We start from the raw sequence: 14,813 nt of genomic DNA, 5'->3' as shown, positions 1-14,813 counted from the left end.
GTCATTCGCTCGTGGAGAGGCGCAGGGTGTGGACGCGGTTCCAGCGCTGGGCCGTGACGAGTTCGGCCGTCGAGGTGTTCAGGTCGTAGACGACCGACCAGCGGGTGTGGGGCTGGGCGACCTTTCTGAGCAGGTCCAACGCGTCCGTGCCGCCGCCTTCGTGGAGCAGGCGGTAGCGGCGGTCGGTCAGTTTGGCGGCTTGGTCGGCGCCGGTCATGGTGATGTTGGTGAGGTAGCGGTCGTCGATGACGTTCATGCGGCCGTCGCCGTACTCGACGACTGCTGACCTGCCCGTACGGTCGGCGATCAGGTAGTGGAGCTGGGGGCCGCCACTGAAGTCCAGGGTGTAGCGGCCCATCAGGGCGATCGCTTCGGGGACGGTGGCGGCCCGGTCGAGCATCAGCCGGATGATCCGGACACCGCTGACGGTGGTGCGTCCCGGGGCCGGTGCGGGCAGCCGTGCGTCGGGCGCCTGGGCGAGGCCGACGGCGAGTCCTTTCTCGTTCATGCCGTCGAACGGGGTCAGCACCGCGTGGGCCAGCCGCCGCCGGTCCTGGGCGACGCTCAGGTCCGGCTTCGCACCCTGGGGGAACAGGTAGGAGACGTCGGCAGGGAGAGCGAGGCGTAGCCGTCCGGCGGGCTGGCATGGACGATCATGGCCGGGTTGGGGTCCCAGTCGAAGTTTCTGCCGAACTCGCCGGAGCGGTGGAACAGCGAGCACGCCCAGCCGTCACCCTTTCTGGCCAGTTCCTCGTCGGTGAGCGCGGCCTCGGCGTTGTAGCCCCCGTGGAACGTCATCTCGTACAGCGGCATGTCGTCCACCTGGCGCAGGCTCGCCGCCGTACGGGCGATCTGGTCGGTTGTCTGCCGGAGAACGTCCTGCGAGGCCGGGGGGCTTTCAACCGCGCACGCCGCCAGGTCGCCAGGGCCAGAGCCGTCAACACCACCACCGCAGAGGCCCGCATCCTCGTAGTGTGCCTTCCTACGCCTGTCGTGTCACTTGGTCACCGCGTAGCTCCAGGTAGGAGACGCCCGGCATCGGAAGCGGGAAGGTGAGGGTCACCGTTCCCCCTTCGACGGTCCGCGGCGGGGCGAACTCGTCGAGCGTGTTGGCCTTGTGGAGGGCCGCCCACTGGTCGGCGTCGGGCCAGGGCGTGCCGTCCGGCCAGGCGGACTGGATGTTGGAGTGCGTCAGGTCGATCCGGTGGTGGGTGAGGGTGTAGGAGTCCTCGGGCAGGTTGGTCAGGGTCAGGGAGACGTCCCGGGTCAGCGCGGGCTCACCGCCGGCCTGGGACTGGTTGAGGGTGCCGTTCCAGATCAGCAACCCGATGGTGCCGTCGGCGGCCAGCGAGGGCCAGACCTCGACGCCGCCCAGGTCGCCGGTGAGCGTGTGCGCGAGTTCGTGCTCGCCCAGCCGGTTCGCGAGGGATAGCGCGAAATAGCGGGGTTTGCGCAGGTTGCCGACCGTGAGCAGGCCGAAGCCGCCGTGGAAGAGGGCGGGCGGGCGGCCGAGTTCCTCGAAGTGGTCGGAGGCCACCCAGTGGGCCAGCGCGTCCAGCCGGCCCGCCGCCGACCGCATGCCGTGCAGCAGGAAGGTCGCGCCGAAGGGGCCGTCGCCGATGCCGTGGAAGTGGGTGGGGGTGGGGCCCCACTCGGTCCACCAGATGGGGGTGCCGGCCCTGCCGTACCGGGCCAGGGTGGGACGCCAGTCCAGCGGGGCGTTGCCGTACGTGTGGGTGGAGAGGAAGTCGAGGGCCGCGCCGGAGCCGTGCACGTGGTCGAGGAGTTCCTGGACCCAGCCGTCGGCCGCCGAGGACGGGCCGCCGACGCGGAGTTCCGGGTGGACGTCCTTCACGGCGGCGGCGGTGACGTCGTACAGGCGGAAGAACTCCTCCGGGGTGCCGCTCCAGAAGACCTCCAGGTTGGGTTCGTTCCACACCTCGAACGCCCAGTTGTCGACGAGCTCCTGGAGGCCGTACCGGTCGGCGAGGTGGTGGACGAGGGCGCGGACCAGGTCGCCCCAGCGGTCGTAGTCCTTCGGCGGGGAGATGATCGCCTGGTAGCCGAAGACGGTCCTGTCCGGATCGCGGGCCAGGTCGCGGGGCATGAAGGAGAGCTCGACGATCGGCCGCAGCCCGATGGCCATGACGCGGTCGTAGACCTCGTCCACCTTCCGGAAGTCGTGGACGGGTTCGCCGCCGGCCTCCCGGTAGACGCCGAGATCGTCACCGAGGATGGCGTGCGCCCGAACCGTGCGCACACCCAGCTCCTCCCGCATGATCCGCAGCGCCGTCAGCAGCTCCTCGCCGATCGGCCGCCCGCCGGCCGTCTCCTCCGACAGCAGGTACGACAGATGCTCCGACCCGATCATGTACGCCCACGGCCGCCCGACCGGCCCGGCCACCCGCGACGCGTCCACCTCGACCGACACCTCCCCGGTGCCCGCCCCCGATGAGACGGGCACCGGGGAGCTGAACGGCCCGGCCGAATCCACCGTCGAGACCGCCGCCACCCGATACCAGGCGGCGGTGTCCGCGAACGTGTCCACGAACCGCGTCCCCGGCACGGCCGGCACATCCACGTCCGGCTGCTCCACCGACCGGTACGGCCCCGCCGCCTCGGACGCCCGCTCGACCAGATAACCGATCGCCCCCGGCACCGCATCCCAGCTCACCGTGACGTGCCCGCGCCCCGACCATGCCCGCACCCCCGAGGGCGCGGCGAGATCCGGCGAAGAGGGCCCCGCCACCTCCCCGGACGGCCGGTAGATGCGGTTCAGCCAGTCACGTCGTGCGGACTCGGCCGTGCTCATGTTTCTCTCCCCGAGGTAGGTGAATAGGTGCTAGCGGGACACGTTCCAGGTCTCCTCGGCCAGCAGCGGCGCCAGGACGGCCCTGACCTGCGGCGTGGCGAAGTACCCGCGCAGCGCGTCCCGGCTCAGCGCGTTGCCGAGCGCGATCATGATCATCCCCTGGTCGAGCGCCAGGTACTGCTTGGCCACCTGCCCGCTGCGCACCGCCACCGCGTCGTAGAAGCCGCCGGGCCCGTACGCGTCGAAGTCGGCCTTGATCTTGGCGAGGTTGTCCAGCGCCTGCGCGGGCGCGTAACGCAGGGCCAGGAAGGAGGCGTGGGGGGTGACCACGCCGTCGCCGTACGAGGCGGGTTCGGGCTTGCCGGGGCGGCAGTCGCCGAAGCCGTAGTCGACGGAGGTGCGTTCCTGGTCGGAGGTGTAGCCGTCGGTGTCCATGCCGATGGCGTCCACGCCGTACTCGCGGTAGCCGCCGGACGGGTTGTTGCTGGGGGAGAAGCCCCAGTAGCCGTACCTGGCGTCGTCGAGGCCGTGGGCGCGCTGGGCGGCCACGTAGATCGGGTGGTTGCGGCCCCAGCTGCGGGCGCCCCAGGTGTCCTCGGGCACGAGTTGCGGGACCATGAGGGCCTCGAACATGCTGCCGCCCCAGGTCGGGACCAGGCGCAGGCCGCGGTAGCCGTACGTGCCCTCGAAGACGTTCACGCCCTGGTGGGTCTCCCAGACCCCGACCGGCTTCTGCTCCGCCCACGACCAGTCACACGTATCCGGCAATGTCCGCCACATGCCGAAATAGTGGTTCTTGGGGATCTGGCCGAGGGCGATGCCGACGTAGGAGGTGATCCGGGTCTCGGTGAGCGCGCCGTAGTGGTGGCAGGTGGAGTAGACCGTGGTGCCGGAGCCGTTGTAGTCGCTCGCCACCGAGCAGCCCGACGGCTGCTCCGGCCAGAAGCCGCCGCGCAGCAGGCCGGTGTCCGGCTTCCCGGCCGGATCGTAGTAGGAGCGGAAGTCCATGCTCGTGAGCAGCGCGTTCGCTCGCCCGGCGACCTGGGGCACGGCCGTGCGGATCATCATCAGCGCCGCCGCCAGCCAGCCGTTGTCGACGCTGGAGGCGAACGGCTCGACCACCGAGCCGCTCTCCGGCCAGGTGCGGACCAGGGCGAGGGTGTGCGGGTCGTACCAGTTGTAGAACTGGCCGGTCGGCGTGTGCCGCTCCAGCCGTTCGACCGCGCCGATCACCCTGGTCACCCGGGTGAGCGCCTCGGACTTGCGGATCAGCCCGATGTCGCGGGCGGCGACCGTGCTCCACAGGTAGGTGGCGATGTTGGTGGGCGAGGTCACCTTGGCCCTGGTGGCGGCGGCCAGGGTGCCCTCGATCTTGTCGGCGGGGACGCCGGTGGCGGGATCCACCATCGCGGTCATCGAGCGCCAGGTGTCCCGTGCGTACCCTTCGAGGGTCTTCTTCTCAGCGGGGGAGGCCGCGGCGGGCGCGGCGGGCACGGCGGGGAGCAGGACGAGGCAGGCCGCCAGCGCGGCCGACAAACGAGTTCGCATGAGGACTTCCCGTCACTTCAGACCGGTGAATGTGGTGCCCTGCACGAAGTAGCGCTGCAGGAAGAGGAAGATCACGAGGATGGGGAGGACCACCACGACGGCGCCCGCGATGAGCAGGCCGTACTGGGTGGCCTGGGCGTTGCTGAAGATGGCCAGGGCGACCGGCAGCGTGTACATGTCCTCGCTCTGCGCCACGACGGCCGGCCAGATGAACCCGTTCCACGAGGTGAAGAAGGTGATCAGGCCGAGGGTGGCGAGCGCGGGCTTGCAGAGCGGCAGGACGATCTGGAAGAAGATCCGGAACTCCCGTGCGCCGTCCACCCGGGCGGCGTGCACGAGTTCGTCGGGGATGTCGGCGATGAACTGCCGCATGAGGAAGATGCCGAGCGGCGTCACGATGGTCGGCAGGATGATGCCCAGGAACGTGTTGACCAGCCCGAAACTCGCGATCAGCACGAACTGCGGGATCATCACCACGATCGCCGGGACCATCAGCTGCACCAGGACCAGGCCGAACAGCACGTTCCTGCCGCGGAACGGCAACTTGGCGAAGGCGTACCCGACCATGGAGCAGAAGAGCAGGTTGCCCGCCACGGCCGCCAGCGCGACCACGGTGCTGTTGAAGAACGCCTGATCCATCTGGGTACGCTCGAAGAGCCCCGCGTAGTTGGCGAACGTCCACTGGTCGGGCAGGAACGTCGGCGGGTCGCGGCGGATCTCACTCTCCGGCTTGAACGAGGCGAGCAGCGTCCACCCGAACGGGAAGGCGACCAGCACCAGGCCGGCGGCCAGGCCCGCGTAGGTCCACATCCGGCGCGTCATCGCGGCCTCGCCAGCCGGAACTGGAGGAACGCCAGCGCCGCGATCACGGTGAACAGCACGGTGGCCGCCGCCCCCGCGTAACCGAAGTTTCCGGACCCGAACTGGTTGTAGATGGCCAGCGACGCCGACGTGGTCGCCCCCGCCGGTCCGCCCTTGGTCATCACCAGCGGCTCCTCCATGAACTGGGTGAACCCGATCGAGCTGTACACGGTGCAGAACAGCAGCGCCGGCCGCAGCATCGGCAGGGTCACCCACCGGAACCGCTCCCAGCGTCCCGCGCCGTCCACCTCGGCGGCCTCGTACAGCTCCTTCGGAATGCCCTGCAAAGCGGCCAGAAAGATGACCATGTCGAACCCGAAACTCCGCCAGGCCGTCATCACGATGATCACCGGCAGCGCCAGCGTCTCGTCGGCCAGCCACGAGGGCCCGTCCACGCCGACCGCCGCCAGCAGCTGGTTGACCGGCCCCGCCTCCGGATCGAGCAGGAACCGCCAGGCCACCGCGATGCCGATGATGCTGGTGATGTAGGGCAGGTAGTACCCGAGCCGGAAGAACGCCGCGGGCAGCCGCGCGATGCCGGAGTTGAGCGCCACCGCCGCCGCCAGGCCGAGGCCCAGCGTCAGCGGCAGCGTGGTGACCACGAACACCAGCGTGTTGAACGCCGCCTTGCGCATCAGCTCGTCGTCGAACAGCCGCAGGTAGTTGCGCAGGCCGACCAGGTCCACGCCCAGCGGGTTCCGCACGTCGGTGCTGCGCATGTCGGTGAAGCTCATCCCGAGCCCCACCAGCAGCGGCCCCGCCCAGAACACCGCGAAGACCACCACGAACGGCGCCACGAACACCCACGCGATCCCGGTACGGCGAAGCGGGCGCGGCGTGGCCACCGCCGCCCGCGCCGCCCTGGCCTCCACGGTCGCGACCATGATCAGGCTCCGGTCCCGATCGTCTCCGCCTGCGCCTGCATCGCCTTGGCCGTGTCCGCGGCCGACTGCTTGCCCAGCGCCAGCTTCTCGATCTCGGTCTCCATCACCTTCGCGACCTGCTCCCACGTCGGTACGGCCGGAGCCGACCTGGCGTCCTTGAGCTGGTCACCGAAGACCCCCACCCGCTGGTCCGCGGTGAGCGCCGGCTCCTGCCAGGCGGCCTGCACGCTGGGCAGCGCGGCCACCTTGCCGAACCAGCTGGCCTGCACCTTCGGATCGGTCAGCCACTGGAGGAACTTCCAGGCCGCCTCCCGGTTCTTGGCGCTCTTGAAGACCACCATGTTGCTTCCGCCGATGACGCTGGTCCCCCCGGCGCTGCCCTTCGGGTACGGCGCGACGGAGAACTTGCCGGCGAAGTCCGCGCCGCCCTCCTTCTCCATCCCGGCGATCATCCACGGCCCGGAGTAGAACGCCCCGACCTTGCCCTTCACGAACGTCTGCGGGAACGCGCCGGTCGGCTGGTCGGTGGCGGCCAGGCCGTCCTCGAAGAAGGAGGCGTAGTGGGTGAGCGCGGTGACCATCTCGGGCGTGTCGAATGTCCACTTGCCGGCGGCGGAGATGTCGCCCCCCGCCTGCCAGACCAGCGGGACGACCTCCTGCCAGGAGCCCTGCTTGAAGTTCTGCTCCACGCCGAGGTCGGCGCCCGCCTTGTCCTTCAGCGCCTTGACGAAGGCCGTGGTCTCCTCCCACGTCGCGGGCGGCTTGACCCCGGCCTTCTCGGCCAGGTCGGTGCGGTAGTAGAAGGCGCGGGTCTCCACGTACCAGGGCACGCCGTACGCGGTGCCGGCGACCTCGCCGGTGCCCCACGCGCCGGGGAAGAACACGGACTCGTCGATGAGGTTGCCGGGGGTCGGCTCCAGGGCGCCGGTCTTGGCCATCTCGCCCATCCAGGTGCTGCCCAGCATGGAGACGTCGGGGGTGGCGTTCCCGGCGATGGCGGCGGTGATCTTGTCGTGGGCGACGTCCCAGCCGAGCGGGGTCACCTTGACGGTGACGCCGGGATTGGCCGCCTCGAACTCCTTGGCGAACGCGCCGAGCGCCTCTCCTTCTGCGCCCATCGCCCAGACGGTCACCTCGCCGGCGGCCTTGTTGACGTCGACGTCCTTGGCCTCTTCCGCCGGGCCGCCGGCGCTCCTGCCGCACGCGGTGGCGAGCAGGCCCACCGCGGCCACTCCGATGACGAACCTCTTCACGCTTCCTCCAGGGGGTGCGGACCGCAGCTCGCTCTGACGACGAGCTCGGTGGGGATGACTTGCGAGCTTGGGGCGTCCCGGGAGCCGGTGATCAGCTCGTCCAGGGCGCGGGCGGCGCGGGCGCCGAGGTCGCGCATCGGCTGCCGGACGGTGGTGAGCGCGGGGCGGGCGTGCCGGGCGGCCATGATGTCGTCCCAGCCGGTGATCGCGACGTCCCCGGGCACGGACAGGCCCAGCTCCTCGGCGGCCAGGATCACGCCGAGGGCGACCTGGTCGTCGGCGCACACGATCGCCTCGGGCCGGGGGCCGGACAGCAGGGAGCGGCCGAGGGCGTACCCGCCTTCGACGGTGAACTCGCAGGGGGACGGCTCGGGCGGGGTGAGACCGTGGTCGCCGAGCACCTGGCCGATGGACGTCCACCGCTGGGTGATGTCGCCGTTGTCGTGCCCTCCGGCCAGCGCGAAACGCCGGTAGCCGTGGCCGAGCAGGTGGCGCGCCAGCCGGGCCGCCGACTCGGTGTTCTCGCTGGACACGACGTCGGCTCCGGCGACCGTGTCGCGGGCGATCATCACCAGGGGCAGGCCGGAGGCGACGATCTCGGCGACCACGTCGTCCCGTACGGTCTGGCCGAAGATGACCATGCCGTCCACCCGGCGGGACAGGTCGCGGACCAGGTCGGGCACGGCGGCCCTGCCCCGGGTGGAGAGGATGATCACCGACCGGCCCAGCTCCGAGGCGACCTCCTCGTAACCGAGCAGCACCTCCGCGAAGTACGGCCCCGACAGGTCGGGGAAGACGATGCCGTTGGCGGCGTGACGGCCGGAGGCCAGCGAAACCCCCAGGCGGCTCGGGGTGAAGCGCAGCTCCTCCACGGCGCGCAGCACCCGCTCCCGGGTCTTGGCGGCGACCGGCCCGGTGCCGCGCAACGCCCGCGACACGGTGGCGATGGACACCCCCGCCCGCTGCGCGACCTCGTAGATCGTCGCGCTCTCGTCACTGTTCGCCACGCGGGACCTCGCTCATGTAAGCGCTTACATTTTTCTCCGCCACGATGTGGAAGCGCTTACATCGTGGGATTTCCCCGAGTCTTCCACCTCGGCTCCGCCGCTGTAAAGACCCTTCACGCCAGCTCTGCCCCCGCTGTGAGCTCTAAACGGCTGGGCCCGCTCGAGGATTGACGGCTTGTGCGCTCGCGTTTATGTTGCGGGTGGCAACATTCAAACCGGGCCAGACAGGGCCCGGTACGTCAGCGAGGGCCGACCGCTGATCTCCAGGTAAGTCCAACGAAGTCTTGGACAGGAGAGGCTCATGAAAATGCTGACCATCCCGCGGATGTTCCGGTCCGCCAGGACGCCGGACGAGGCCGCGATCCCCGCAGAGAAGGGCAGGTTCCGGCTGCGTGTCGGCCGGCGGGCCAAGTTCCTGACGACAGTCGTCGCCGCGACCTGCGTCGGCGTGCTCGTCGGGGGCGCGGCCGTGAACGCCGCGATCCAGCGATTCGTCGGGTCCAGCGTGATGGGCCACGTGATCGTCACGGAGGACGTCGCGTCCTCGCACACGTCCACGTCCTGGACGACCATCGCGAACGAGAACATCTTCGCCAACATCACCTCGACCGTCCTGGTACGGTTCAGCGCCGAGACCCTGTGCACCGGCGGGTCCTGGTGCTCCGTACGGATCCTGGTGAACGACGACGAGGCGTTCCCCCGGGCCGGTACGGACTTCGCGTTCGACAGCCCGTCCGACAACTGGGAGTCCCACAGCGTCGAGCGGGCGTACCCGACCAACTGCTCCAGCGTGTCGTGCAACGTCAAGGTGCAGGTGGCCGCGCTCGGCGGCAGCACGTTCCGCCTCGATGACTGGACCCTCAGCATCTGGGCCCTGCGCGGCCCCAGCTAAGGGCCGGTCCCGCCGGCCGGATACACCCGTCGCCGGCCGGTGATGTCGACCAGCATCACGGTGTCCCCGGCCCGTACGCCGGATGTGCCGGTATCGTCCCGGCACCCCGGCCGTCCGGGCCGCCGTGCCGGAGGCTGCTCCTTTCTGCAGGTCGTACCCACCCGGAGATGGGTGTCAGACCCGATGGTGTACGGCGGCGGCTCAGCCGAGACTGAGGACAGATCGTGTCCGAGGGAGAGGTGAGAGTCATGATCGCGGTGTCGGCCGCGTCCGGCGTGCCCGCTACCTATCTGGACCTGCTCTGGCTCGACGCCGTCACCCGCGACGGGGTCGCGGTGACGGTCAACGGCGCCGGCCTGGCGTCGGCGGTGGAGCCCGGCCCGTCCGAGCAGCCGTCCGGAACGGCCACCCTCGCCGTGGCCGAGGACGAGATCCGCAGGTACGTCGCCGAGCGCGACCTGGCGGACCTGTCCCACCCGTACGACCTGGGGGACCTGTCGTGCCGGATCACCGGGCGCACCCGGGCGTGGGGCGTCGAGGTCACCGTCATCGAGTTCTCCCGGGTGGAGGTCCGGCTCAAGGCCGACCTGATCCGCTGGGCCGACGGTTTCGCGGCCCGGGCGAAGCAGGCCGCGGGATGACCGCCGTCCCCCGGGACGCCCCGATTCGCGGATATGACGGGGGAGGAGCCGTGGTGACGCCGCGGACGGTCCCCAATCTCACCCGACGGGAACATGTGATGCGAGCACGCGACGTCGCGGTGAGCCTTCCACGGTGACCGCCGCCGATCCGGTCGTGAAGGCCGTCCAGGTGATGGCTGATGGTCATGCTGATGGGGCTCACGGCGCTCGCCTCGCCATTCTCGACAACGTGACCACGATCATGCTGGTCGCGCCGGTGACCGTGGTGGTCTGCAACCGGCTGCGGATCCCCGCCCAGCTGTACGGTGATGGCCTGGGCCTACGTCTGGCTGCGCTACTTCACTTGAGCTGCTCGTAGGACACCGGCCTTGGAGGAAACCCGGCTAGTTTGGCCCCACGACGTTTCTTTTGACCGGGGGACGTTGTGTCAGAAGCGGTCGTCGTCGAATGCCGTTCGCGGATCGAGGAGCCGGCCCTGGGCGTGCTCCTCGGCGAAACCGGCCTCGCCGAGCGCCTCGATGGCGGCCACGCGCGCGGCGGCCAGGTCGGCGGCGTCATCGGGGTCCGGTACCTGGCCGAGCGCCGCGAACGCGGCGTCCGTGACGCCGATCATCCGCGCCGCCCGTGAGTGATCACCCTCGGCTGAGGCGAGTGCGGCGCCCGCGACACAGACGTACGGGACGAAGTCGGCCCAGCCCTGCTGGAACACCTCCTCGCGACCGGCGGCGAACAGTTTCCTCGCGACGTCCAGATTGCCCAGTCCAAGTTCGCAGAACGCGAGGTTGTGCCGCTCCGAGTTGACGACCTTGGGCTGGCCCAACGCCTCGTTGAGCGCGATGCTCTCCAGGTACAGATCCCGGGCGCGGGCCAGGTCGCCGGACATTCTCGCCACGGCGGCGAGCACGTGCCGGGGTCGTTCCTCCAGGCTCAGGTCACCGGAGCGCAGCGCGACCGCGAGCGCCTCCCGGGCGCGGGCCTCGCCGCCTGGCAGGTCACCGGCGCGGATGGCGACCCGGGCGAGGCTGTACAGGGCTTCCACCTCGCCCGCCGGATCACCGGCCGCCCGCGCTCTGCCGATCTCGGCCTCGCTCATCCGCACCACGGCGTGGGTCTCACCCCGCCGAAAGGCCGTCCGCACACTCTCACTGAAGCTCATGGAGTTGTTTCTTTCCTCATATATCCGGCAGGAGGTCACGCGCGAAGGACTGGACGGCGCGGCGGAGGTTGTCGGCGGCGGCCTTGGGGGAGCCGAGGTAGCCCGCGACCATGGCGCCGTCGCGCAGCATGACCAGCAGGTCCGCGCCGTAGTCCGGGTCCGGATGGGCCGCCGCCGTCAGCACGTCGACCAGCGTCTGCGCCCGCTCGATCACCCGGTCGACGCCCACGGAGTGCACGCCTCGGCGTAGAAGATCTCCGCCGCGGCCGTCAGCAGCCGTTGCCGGGCCGCGGAGGGGCGGGATGAGGTGGTGGTCGGCATTTCGCTCACCCTATCTGGGTGGGCTCAGCCTTCGGCTGGGCGGTGCCCCGCCGGGCCCAGTCGAGCACGTGGTCGGCGACCTCCTCCATCCGTTTGTTCCTGCGCGTCGACCTTGGACAAGTCGACGAGTTACCCCATTGACTGAGTCAGCCCAGGTAGACGGAAATATCCGTGCGAGCGGGGTTCCACCGGGGGCGAACCGATCATGGGTGGCTGACGTCTGAAAGGCGTGAACCGGTATCTGGTGACCGTGCTCGGCCTGGCCGCGATCTTGGTGTGTTCGATGGCGGTTCTGACGTCGGCGTCTGTGGTGGAGAGGCCCACCGTGCGCTCGGCATGCCCGGAGGAATATGGCCGGGCCGGTGGCTTCGGAGCCGGTGGGTGGGTGCCCGTCGCGGCGGATGTCGACGGGGTGGACGAGGTGCTGGTTCCGGGCGAACCGGTCGCGGCCATGATCTGCGCTTACCCCGGGACCAACATGCGGAGGATGGGAGGGGAATCGCTCGCCGGGTCTCGGGTGCTGGCGGATGGTGTCCGGAGGATGGCGCGGGATCTGGCCTATCTCCCGGCTTTCGATGACGAGGGGGGTGGATGCTCGCTCATGGGCGGGCCGATGACCAACTACCTGATCCGTTTCGACTATGCCGACGGTGATTCGCTGTGGCTGGGCAGCGCCGAGGAGGTCAACTCCTGCGTGTCCACGACCAATGGCACGGTCAGTACCCGCTCCTATGTCGGGAGAAGCATCACCGCGGCCTACCGGACCGGAACGTGGGCCATCGAGCCGCCGGAAGATCCCTGTCGCGGGGCCGGGGAGCGTCGCGGGCAGAACGAGGAGCTGGTGCCGGGCGAGCCCGTCTCCCTGCTGGTGTGCCGGCAGGGCGCGGTCGACAGCGTTCACGCGCGGTACGGATCCGGCGAGGCCCGCACCTTCGCGGCGCTGCTGAACTCCCTCGACACCTGGCCCACCGAGTACGGCTGTCATGGAGGCTCCGGGGACTCGTTCCGCCTCATGTTCGCCTATTCGGAAGGCCCTGCGGCGAGCGTGCACATCACCGAAGGCTGCGACCCCTCGGTCTCCAGCCCTCGACTTCAGGCCGACGTCGACGACGCCGTCCGCACCGAACTGGCGCGGCTGGCGCCTCCGAAGTAGATCCAGGAAAACGCCGGCGAGAATTTCCGCTCGGGCCGGGTTGGTTTCAGCTCTTGTCGTAGATGTACTGCGGCGGCGGGTTCCAGTTTCCGTTTCCCCAGGCACCGTTGACCTTGTTCGATCGGATCCTGTACAGGCTGCCGTTCGGCTTGCGATACCACGCGGTCACGTAGATTTCGTCCCAGTCGGGGAAATCCTCGTTGATGTAGTTCTCGTGGGTGGTGAAGGTGTAGCTCGATTTCCTGGTGTCCACGACGAACAGGAGATCGTCGCTGAACGTGTCCTCGCCGTAGACCTTGTAGACGGCCATGACGTCGCCGGTGGCGGCGGGAACGCAGTTGAGGTTGACTTTGTGGAAGCCCGGGTATCCGGTGCCGGTGACGCTGAGATAGCAGCTTCCGGCGGCGGTCGCCTGCGCCGGAGCGGCCTGAACGGTCACCAGGGCCGACGCGATGGCGAGCCCGGCGAACGCTGATTTCTTGGTCATATCTGATTCTCTTTTGGGTGGATGTCGTTCCTGTCGTACGTGAATACGTGACGGCGGTTGCGCGACGCTTGCACCCTGGTTAAGTGGCCCGGCGGCCCGTCAGGAGGATTTTCCGGCCACTCCGCCGAGGACGACCAGGTCCGTACGGGGGGACTCCATGTGGGGGCGCCATTGGGAGAGTTCGACCACGCCGGGGTCCAGGAGTTCCAGGTCGCCGAAGGTCGCCCGGATCTCCTCCCCGGAGCGGATCTCGGCGAAGATCGGGCTGCGCGCGTTGGCCGCCCGGACCTTGGCCACGACGTCCGGGTCGCCCTCGGAACTCGGCTGGGAGATCGCGAGCATGCTACCGGGGGCCATGCGGTCGCGGCAGGCGGCGACGATGTGCTTCGCGTCGTCGTACGGGACGAGGTGGAGGACCGCGATGAACAGGGCGCCCACGGGTTCGTCGAAGTCGATCAGGCGGGTGAGGTTCGGGTCGGTGAGCAGCTGGTCGATGCTTCTGATGTCGGCCAGGATGTTGGTGACCTTGTCGCTGGCGGCCAGCAGGGCTCCGCTGTACACGGACACGATCGGGTCGTTGTCGACGTAGACGACGCGGGCGTCGGGGACGACTTCGCGGGCCACCTCGTGGGCGTTGGGTGACGTGGGGATGCCCGTACCGAAATCGATGAATTGCTTGATGCCGGATTCGGCCATCAATGTGACGACACGGTGCATGAAAGCCCGGTTCGCCCTTGCCAATCGCGGGAAGTCTGGAACGATCTGGATCATCCGGTCGGCATGCTCACGATCCACCGCGTAATTATCCTTGCCACCCAGCACATAATCGTACATTCGGGCGGAATGCGGCTTCGTGTTATCGATACCGGGAGGAATCCACTCGTTGCCCACCGGTTGCTCCCTCTGGTTCCCCGGGCCTGTTATTGGGGGCGATCTTACCGAGCCTTGCCGGTGCGGATGAACGCGCTTCGGGCCGGTGAATCCCGATGCGCCGGTTCATTCGTAGAACCGTGAGCGCATCGTGGATCCGCGGGAGGGCTTATGGTGCAGGTCATCGGCGCTGGTATGGGGCGTACGGGTACGTATTCCATGCAAGCGGCCTTGGTGAGGCTCGGTTATGGTCCATGTCACCATATGTCCTCGCTGGGCGAATATCCCGAGTCGATCGCCCACTGGGAGGCGGCGGTGCGCGGTGAGCAGGTCGACTGGAAGGACCTGCTGGCGGGATACCAGTCGGCCGTCGATTGGCCGGTGTGCTCGTTCTGGCGCGAACTGGCAGACGCGTACCCCGACGCCAAAGTAGTCCTCACCGTCCGCGAACCCAGAAGCTGGTACGCCAGCGCCCGCAAGACCATCTACCGATATATGGCCAGAAAGCCGGGCATCGAGGGTGCGATCATGCGCCTGGAGGAACGGCTCTACCCGTCCCTGCGGCGGCGGCGCGCGTTGTGCGAGCGGCTGATCTGGGAGAACACCTTCGAAGGCCGCTTCGACGAGCCCGAAGAGGCCATGAAGATCTTCGAGCGGCACAACAGCGCGGTCCGGGAGACGATCGACCCGGACCGGCTACTGGTCTATGACGTGCGGCAAGGCTGGCAGCCGCTGTGCGACTTCCTCGGCGTCGAGATCCCCGACGAACCGTTCCCCCACCTCAACGTCGCCGACTCCTTCGTCCGCTCGGCCGTACGGCGCCGCCGCCGCGCCCTCACCCTCCGGAAGATGCACCCCGAGGAGGGCTCAGCGATCCGCTGACCACCGAAGGCCCGAACAGCCCGACCCATCGGAAGCGGCGATCGCT

General features: G+C 69.2%; 17 protein-coding genes. 5 read left to right on the top strand and 12 right to left on the bottom strand.

Annotated elements, in window-relative coordinates; genetic code table 11:
• Nucleotide 1: 1 nt before the first annotated feature.
• The 8 genes from Aph01nite_RS41195 to Aph01nite_RS08660 all read right to left on the bottom strand — a co-directional run bounded on the left by Aph01nite_RS41195 (nucleotide 2) and on the right by Aph01nite_RS08660 (nucleotide 8,365).
• Nucleotides 2-508, bottom strand: coding sequence for a linear amide C-N hydrolase (locus tag Aph01nite_RS41195; RefSeq protein WP_239161494.1), 507 nt, complete (start codon nucleotides 506-508; stop codon nucleotides 2-4).
• 56 nt (nucleotides 509-564) lie between these two features.
• Nucleotides 565-822, bottom strand: a complete 258-nt coding sequence (locus Aph01nite_RS41190) for a C45 family peptidase (RefSeq protein ID WP_239161493.1) — start codon at nucleotides 820-822, stop codon at nucleotides 565-567.
• Between the two features lie 160 nt (nucleotides 823-982).
• A complete protein-coding gene (locus tag Aph01nite_RS08685; protein WP_204040263.1) occupies nucleotides 983-2,812 on the bottom strand; it encodes a GH39 family glycosyl hydrolase in 1,830 nt (609 codons plus the stop codon).
• A 30-nt stretch (nucleotides 2,813-2,842) separates the two neighbouring features.
• Nucleotides 2,843-4,360 (bottom strand): glucoamylase family protein, encoded by a 1,518-nt coding sequence (locus Aph01nite_RS08680; protein WP_204040262.1) that lies wholly within the window; start codon nucleotides 4,358-4,360, stop codon nucleotides 2,843-2,845.
• A 12-nt stretch (nucleotides 4,361-4,372) separates the two neighbouring features.
• A complete protein-coding gene (locus Aph01nite_RS08675) occupies nucleotides 4,373-5,182 on the bottom strand; it encodes a carbohydrate ABC transporter permease (protein WP_204040261.1) in 810 nt (269 codons plus the stop codon).
• Nucleotides 5,179-6,105, bottom strand: coding sequence for a carbohydrate ABC transporter permease (locus tag Aph01nite_RS08670; protein ID WP_204040260.1), 927 nt, complete (start codon nucleotides 6,103-6,105; stop codon nucleotides 5,179-5,181). Before Aph01nite_RS08670 ends, Aph01nite_RS08675 begins: the two co-directional genes overlap by 4 nt.
• Nucleotides 6,106-6,107: 2 nt before the next feature.
• Nucleotides 6,108-7,358, bottom strand: a complete 1,251-nt coding sequence (locus Aph01nite_RS08665; protein WP_204040259.1) for a sugar ABC transporter substrate-binding protein — start codon at nucleotides 7,356-7,358, stop codon at nucleotides 6,108-6,110.
• Nucleotides 7,355-8,365 carry a LacI family DNA-binding transcriptional regulator gene (locus Aph01nite_RS08660; RefSeq protein ID WP_204040258.1) on the bottom strand — a complete coding sequence of 337 codons (1,011 nt, stop codon included), beginning with the start codon at nucleotides 8,363-8,365 and terminating at the stop codon, nucleotides 7,355-7,357. Before Aph01nite_RS08660 ends, Aph01nite_RS08665 begins: the two co-directional genes overlap by 4 nt.
• A 301-nt stretch (nucleotides 8,366-8,666) precedes the next feature.
• Here Aph01nite_RS08660 and Aph01nite_RS08655 point away from each other — a divergent pair, with 301 nt between their 5' ends.
• The 3 genes from Aph01nite_RS08655 (at nucleotide 8,667) to Aph01nite_RS08645 (ending at nucleotide 10,256) form a co-directional block, all read left to right on the top strand.
• Nucleotides 8,667-9,257, top strand: coding sequence for a hypothetical protein (locus Aph01nite_RS08655; protein ID WP_204040257.1), 591 nt, complete (start codon nucleotides 8,667-8,669; stop codon nucleotides 9,255-9,257).
• Nucleotides 9,258-9,505: 248 nt separating this feature from the next.
• Nucleotides 9,506-9,898, top strand: coding sequence for a hypothetical protein (locus Aph01nite_RS08650; protein ID WP_204040256.1), 393 nt, complete (start codon nucleotides 9,506-9,508; stop codon nucleotides 9,896-9,898).
• 133 nt (nucleotides 9,899-10,031) lie between these two features.
• Nucleotides 10,032-10,256: a hypothetical protein gene (locus tag Aph01nite_RS08645; RefSeq protein WP_204040323.1), complete on the top strand. Its 225-nt coding sequence runs from the start codon at nucleotides 10,032-10,034 to the stop codon at nucleotides 10,254-10,256.
• 69 nt (nucleotides 10,257-10,325) lie between these two features.
• On the opposite strand, the gene Aph01nite_RS08640 is transcribed toward Aph01nite_RS08645, so the two are convergent.
• Both Aph01nite_RS08640 and Aph01nite_RS08635 read right to left on the bottom strand, forming a co-directional pair.
• Nucleotides 10,326-11,054 carry a hypothetical protein gene (locus Aph01nite_RS08640; protein ID WP_204040255.1) on the bottom strand — a complete coding sequence of 243 codons (729 nt, stop codon included), beginning with the start codon at nucleotides 11,052-11,054 and terminating at the stop codon, nucleotides 10,326-10,328.
• Between the two features lie 16 nt (nucleotides 11,055-11,070).
• Nucleotides 11,071-11,283: a hypothetical protein gene (locus Aph01nite_RS08635; protein WP_204040254.1), complete on the bottom strand. Its 213-nt coding sequence runs from the start codon at nucleotides 11,281-11,283 to the stop codon at nucleotides 11,071-11,073.
• A gap of 321 nt (nucleotides 11,284-11,604) precedes the next feature.
• Between Aph01nite_RS08635 and Aph01nite_RS08630 the strand changes: the two genes are divergently transcribed.
• A complete protein-coding gene (locus tag Aph01nite_RS08630) occupies nucleotides 11,605-12,528 on the top strand; it encodes a hypothetical protein (RefSeq protein WP_204040253.1) in 924 nt (307 codons plus the stop codon).
• A gap of 46 nt (nucleotides 12,529-12,574) precedes the next feature.
• On the opposite strand, the gene Aph01nite_RS08625 is transcribed toward Aph01nite_RS08630, so the two are convergent.
• Both Aph01nite_RS08625 and Aph01nite_RS08620 read right to left on the bottom strand, forming a co-directional pair.
• Nucleotides 12,575-13,015 carry a hypothetical protein gene (locus Aph01nite_RS08625; RefSeq protein WP_204040252.1) on the bottom strand — a complete coding sequence of 147 codons (441 nt, stop codon included), beginning with the start codon at nucleotides 13,013-13,015 and terminating at the stop codon, nucleotides 12,575-12,577.
• 99 nt (nucleotides 13,016-13,114) lie between these two features.
• On the bottom strand, nucleotides 13,115-13,906 hold the full coding sequence (locus Aph01nite_RS08620; protein WP_204040251.1) for an SAM-dependent methyltransferase: 792 nt from the start codon (nucleotides 13,904-13,906) through the stop codon (nucleotides 13,115-13,117).
• Between the two features lie 150 nt (nucleotides 13,907-14,056).
• Here Aph01nite_RS08620 and Aph01nite_RS08615 point away from each other — a divergent pair, with 150 nt between their 5' ends.
• The gene (locus Aph01nite_RS08615) at nucleotides 14,057-14,767 is read left to right on the top strand and encodes a sulfotransferase family protein (RefSeq protein ID WP_204040250.1); all 711 of its coding nucleotides are present in this window, start codon (nucleotides 14,057-14,059) and stop codon (nucleotides 14,765-14,767) included.
• Nucleotides 14,768-14,813 lie beyond the last annotated feature (46 nt).

The organism is Acrocarpospora phusangensis, from assembly GCF_016862995.1.
GTDB classification, from domain to species: Bacteria; Actinomycetota; Actinomycetes; order Streptosporangiales; family Streptosporangiaceae; genus Acrocarpospora; species Acrocarpospora phusangensis.
Note: the sequence above shows the minus strand (reverse complement) of the source record. Positions and strands in the feature narration are given on the sequence as shown.

Coding starts and splice junctions, on each gene's coding strand:
- Aph01nite_RS08625 (WP_204040252.1), bottom strand. CDS start 13,015: ATGACCAAGAAATCAGCGTTCGCCGGGCTCGCCATCGCGTCGGCCCTG.
- Aph01nite_RS08685 (WP_204040263.1), bottom strand. CDS start 2,812: ATGAGCACGGCCGAGTCCGCACGACGTGACTGGCTGAACCGCATCTAC.
- Aph01nite_RS41195 (WP_239161494.1), bottom strand. CDS start 508: ATGAACGAGAAAGGACTCGCCGTCGGCCTCGCCCAGGCGCCCGACGCA.
- Aph01nite_RS08650 (WP_204040256.1), top strand. CDS start 9,506: ATGATCGCGGTGTCGGCCGCGTCCGGCGTGCCCGCTACCTATCTGGAC.
- Aph01nite_RS08655 (WP_204040257.1), top strand. CDS start 8,667: ATGAAAATGCTGACCATCCCGCGGATGTTCCGGTCCGCCAGGACGCCG.
- Aph01nite_RS08615 (WP_204040250.1), top strand. CDS start 14,057: ATGGTGCAGGTCATCGGCGCTGGTATGGGGCGTACGGGTACGTATTCC.
- Aph01nite_RS08680 (WP_204040262.1), bottom strand. CDS start 4,360: ATGCGAACTCGTTTGTCGGCCGCGCTGGCGGCCTGCCTCGTCCTGCTC.
- Aph01nite_RS08640 (WP_204040255.1), bottom strand. CDS start 11,054: ATGAGCTTCAGTGAGAGTGTGCGGACGGCCTTTCGGCGGGGTGAGACC.
- Aph01nite_RS08675 (WP_204040261.1), bottom strand. CDS start 5,182: ATGACGCGCCGGATGTGGACCTACGCGGGCCTGGCCGCCGGCCTGGTG.
- Aph01nite_RS08670 (WP_204040260.1), bottom strand. CDS start 6,105: ATGGTCGCGACCGTGGAGGCCAGGGCGGCGCGGGCGGCGGTGGCCACG.